General features: G+C 70.3%; 3 protein-coding genes. 1 reads left to right on the top strand and 2 read right to left on the bottom strand.

Annotation, left to right across the window (positions count from 1 at the left end; translation table 11 throughout):
- On the bottom strand, positions 1-753 hold a 753-nt coding region (locus tag HW445_RS22100; RefSeq protein ID WP_180222717.1), incomplete at its 3' end, for a Mut7-C RNAse domain-containing protein.
- An 81-nt stretch (positions 754-834) separates the two neighbouring features.
- The gene (locus HW445_RS22105; RefSeq protein ID WP_180222718.1) at positions 835-1,503 is read right to left on the bottom strand and encodes a hemolysin III family protein; all 669 of its coding nucleotides are present in this window, start codon (positions 1,501-1,503) and stop codon (positions 835-837) included.
- A gap of 288 nt (positions 1,504-1,791) precedes the next feature.
- Here HW445_RS22105 and HW445_RS22110 point away from each other — a divergent pair, with 288 nt between their 5' ends.
- Positions 1,792-3,657 (top strand): phosphoenolpyruvate carboxykinase (GTP), encoded by a 1,866-nt coding sequence (locus tag HW445_RS22110; protein ID WP_180222719.1) that lies wholly within the window; start codon positions 1,792-1,794, stop codon positions 3,655-3,657.
- Positions 3,658-3,710 lie beyond the last annotated feature (53 nt).

Below are 3,710 nucleotides of genomic sequence, written 5' to 3' on the forward strand. Positions count from 1 at the left end.
CGTGCCCGGGCCGTACTCGGCGACCGCCCGGTCGACGATGGCGACCAGCTGCTCGTGATGGGCGCCCTTCCAGTACACGCGCCCGCACGCACCGCACTCGGCGAACACCTCGTACGTCCGCGACGTCCCCGCCTCCAGCCGGTCCGCGACGTCCGCCTTCGTCGCCCGCCGCAGCTCCCCGTTGCACGCCGTGCACCGCGTCCAGGGCCGCAGCCGCGGGGCGAACCGCCGCAGCACCTCCCGCAGCTGCTCGTCGGGCCGGGTGCTGTACACGTACGCCCCCGCCCAGATCTCGCGCCGTCGCAGCAGTCCCCGGTCCCGACTGAGCAGGACCCGCCGCTCGGCGGCCGACCGGGCGGACAGCGCCGGGTCCCCGATGTCGAGCGACTCGTACGCGACGTCGACCCCCAGCAGCCGCAGCCGCCGCGCCAGCGTCCCGAGGTGCACGTCCAGCAGGAACCGCAGCGGCACCTGCGGCGCCCCCGGCGTGACCTGAGGCGGCCGGACCGGCCGGACCTCGACGGACTCCCCCGCCGTCGGGGTGTGGGAGACCGGCACCGTCCGGCCGTCGACCACCAACTCGCCCACCTCGGTGAGCGGCACCCCCAGCGACTCCACGACATGGCCCAGCGTCGACACCCCGTCGACCGCCGCCGTCGCCTCTCCCCCGCGGACGAAGAGCCGCAGTTCCGGCGCGACCCTCACATGGATTCCCGTTGCCCCCGTGCCCGTGGCACCCGTCCTGCCGACCATGCGGCCAGAATGACACGTGCGCCCGGGCGGGCCGGAAGCATTTTCCGGCCCGCCCGGGCGCACGCGGGGAGTTCCCGGGCGTCAGGCGTGCTGGTAGGCCACCATCGAGATGCCCACGTAGTGGACGATGAAGGCCGCCAGCGTGAACGAGTGGAAGACCTCGTGGAACCCGAAGTACCGCGGCGACGGGTTCGGCTTCTTCACGCCGTAGATCACGCCGCCCACGCTGTAGAGCACGCCGCCGACGACCACGCAGACCAGCACCGCGACGCCGCCCGCCTGCATGAACTCGGGCAGGAAGAAGACCGCCGCCCAGCCCATCGCGATGTAGCAGGGCGTGTAGAGCCAGCGCGGCGCGCCGACCCAGAAGACGCGGAACAGGATGCCGGCCACCGCGGCGGCCCAGACGCCCCACAGCAGCCACTGCCCCTTGGCATCCGGCAGCAGCAGGATCGTCAGCGGCGTGTACGTGCCGGCGATGATCAGGAAGATGTTGGCGTGGTCCAGTCGGCGTAGTACGCCGTCCATTCGGGGGGACCAGTTGCCCCGGTGGTAGAGAGCACTCACGCCGAAGAGAAGGCATGCCGTGAGGGTGTAGATCCCACAGGCGATACGTCCCCGGGTGGAGTCGGCGAGAGCGGTGAGGACGAGTCCGGCGATCAAAGCTGCCGGGAACATCCCCAGGTGCAGCCATCCGCGCAGCCGGGGCTTGATCTGCTCCGGGAGAGAGGGTGCGGTCATGTCAATCATCGTACCTACGGGACCGTAAGTTACAGGTGAGTGCCCGGAGCGCGCGAACGCCCGCGACCAGGCAATTGTGCTCTCCCCCGACACCAAACGCATCAATCAGTGAGCTTGCTCACTCCGCTCAGGTGTGCGCCCCCCTGGACAGATGGGCACCCTTCCTCGAAGATCATATGAGTGAGGTCCGCTCCGAATGAGCACCCGTCATCGTCCGGGGCGGTACGAACGCACCACAAGGGCACCACCCATGTCCCGGACAACAGCAGCCGCAGCAACCCTGATGAGGAGCATTTCGTGGCGCGCGACATCGAGGCTCCGCCGACCGTCACCACCGACGCGACGGAAGAACCCCCCACCCAGCACCCCGAACTGATCTCGTGGGTCAACGAGATCGCCGAACTGACGCAGCCCGACAGGGTGGTCTGGTGCGACGGCTCGGAGGCCGAGTACGACCGGCTGTGCGAGGAGCTCGTCCGCAAGGGCACCTTCAAGAGGCTGGACCCGGTCAAGCGCCCGAACTCGTACTACGCCGCCTCCGACCCCACCGACGTCGCCCGGGTGGAGGACCGCACCTTCATCTGCGCGGAGCGCGAGGAGGACGCCGGCCCCACCAACCACTGGAAGGCCCCCGCCGAGATGCGGGAGACGTTCCAGGGCAAGGACGGCCGGGGCGGCATCTTCCGCGGTTCGATGCGCGGCCGGACGATGTACGTCGTCCCGTTCTGCATGGGCCCGCTCGGCTCCGACCTCTCCGCCATCGGCGTGGAGATCACCGACTCGGCCTACGTCGCCGTCTCGATGCGCACCATGACCCGGATGGGCCGGCCGGTCCTCGACGAGCTGGGCGCCGACGGCTTCTTCGTGAAGGCCGTCCACACCCTGGGCGCCCCGCTGGAGCCGGGCGAGCAGGACGTGCCGTGGCCGTGCAACACCACGAAGTACATCTCGCACTTCCCCGAGAGCCGGGAGATCTGGTCCTACGGCTCGGGCTACGGCGGCAACGCGCTGCTCGGCAAGAAGTGCTACGCCCTGCGCATCGCCTCCGTGATGGCGCGCGACGAGGGCTGGCTCGCCGAGCACATGCTGATCCTCAAGCTCACCCCGCCGCGCGGTGAGTCGAAGTACGTGGCCGCCGCGTTCCCGAGCGCCTGCGGCAAGACCAACCTGGCCATGCTGGAGCCGACGGTCCGCGGCTGGACGGTGGAGACCATCGGCGACGACATCGCCTGGATGCGCTTCGGCGAGGACGGCCGTCTGTACGCCATCAACCCGGAGGCCGGCTTCTTCGGCGTCGCCCCCGGCACCGGCGAGCACACCAACGCCAACGCCATGAAGACCCTCTGGGGCAACGCGGTCTTCACCAACGTCGCGCTCACCGACGACGGCGACGTGTGGTGGGAGGGCATGACCGAGGAGGCCCCCGCCCACCTCACGGACTGGAAGGGCAACGACTGGACCCCGGAGTCCGGCACGCCCGCCGCGCACCCCAACGCCCGGTTCACCGTCCCGGCCGCCCAGTGCCCGATCATCGCGCCCGAGTGGGAGGACCCCCGGGGCGTGCCGATCTCGGCCATCCTGTTCGGCGGCCGGCGCGCCAGCGCGGTGCCGCTGGTGACGGAGTCCTTCGACTGGAACCACGGCGTCTTCCTGGGCGCCAACGTCGCCAGCGAGAAGACGGCCGCCGCCGAGGGCAAGGTCGGCGAGCTGCGGCGCGACCCGTTCGCCATGCTGCCGTTCTGCGGCTACAACATGGGCGACTACATGGCCCACTGGGTCGAGGTCGGCAAGGCCGCGGGCAAGGACGGCCAGGCCAAGCTGCCGAAGATCTACTACGTCAACTGGTTCCGGAAGGACGAGTCCGGCCGCTTCGTGTGGCCCGGCTTCGGCGAGAACAGCCGGGTCCTGAAGTGGATCGTCGACCGGCTCGACGGCAAGGCGGAGGGCGTGCGGACGCCGATCGGCATCCTCCCCGCCAAGTCCTCCTTCGACACCGAGGGCCTGGACATGCCCGAGGCCGACCTCGACCTGCTCCTCAGCGTCGACAAGGACGTCTGGAAGCAGGAGGCGGCGCTGGTCCCGGACCACCTGAACACCTTCGGCGACCACACGCCGAAGGAGCTGTGGGACCAGTACGAGGCCCTGGTCGACCGCCTCGGCTGACCCCTCCCCACGCCCCGCGGCCGGCCACCCCGACGTATGCCCTGACCTGCGAC

The sequence above is a fragment of the Streptomyces sp. UH6 genome, assembly GCF_013421635.1.
GTDB classification, from domain to species: Bacteria; Actinomycetota; Actinomycetes; order Streptomycetales; family Streptomycetaceae; genus Streptomyces; species Streptomyces abyssomicinicus.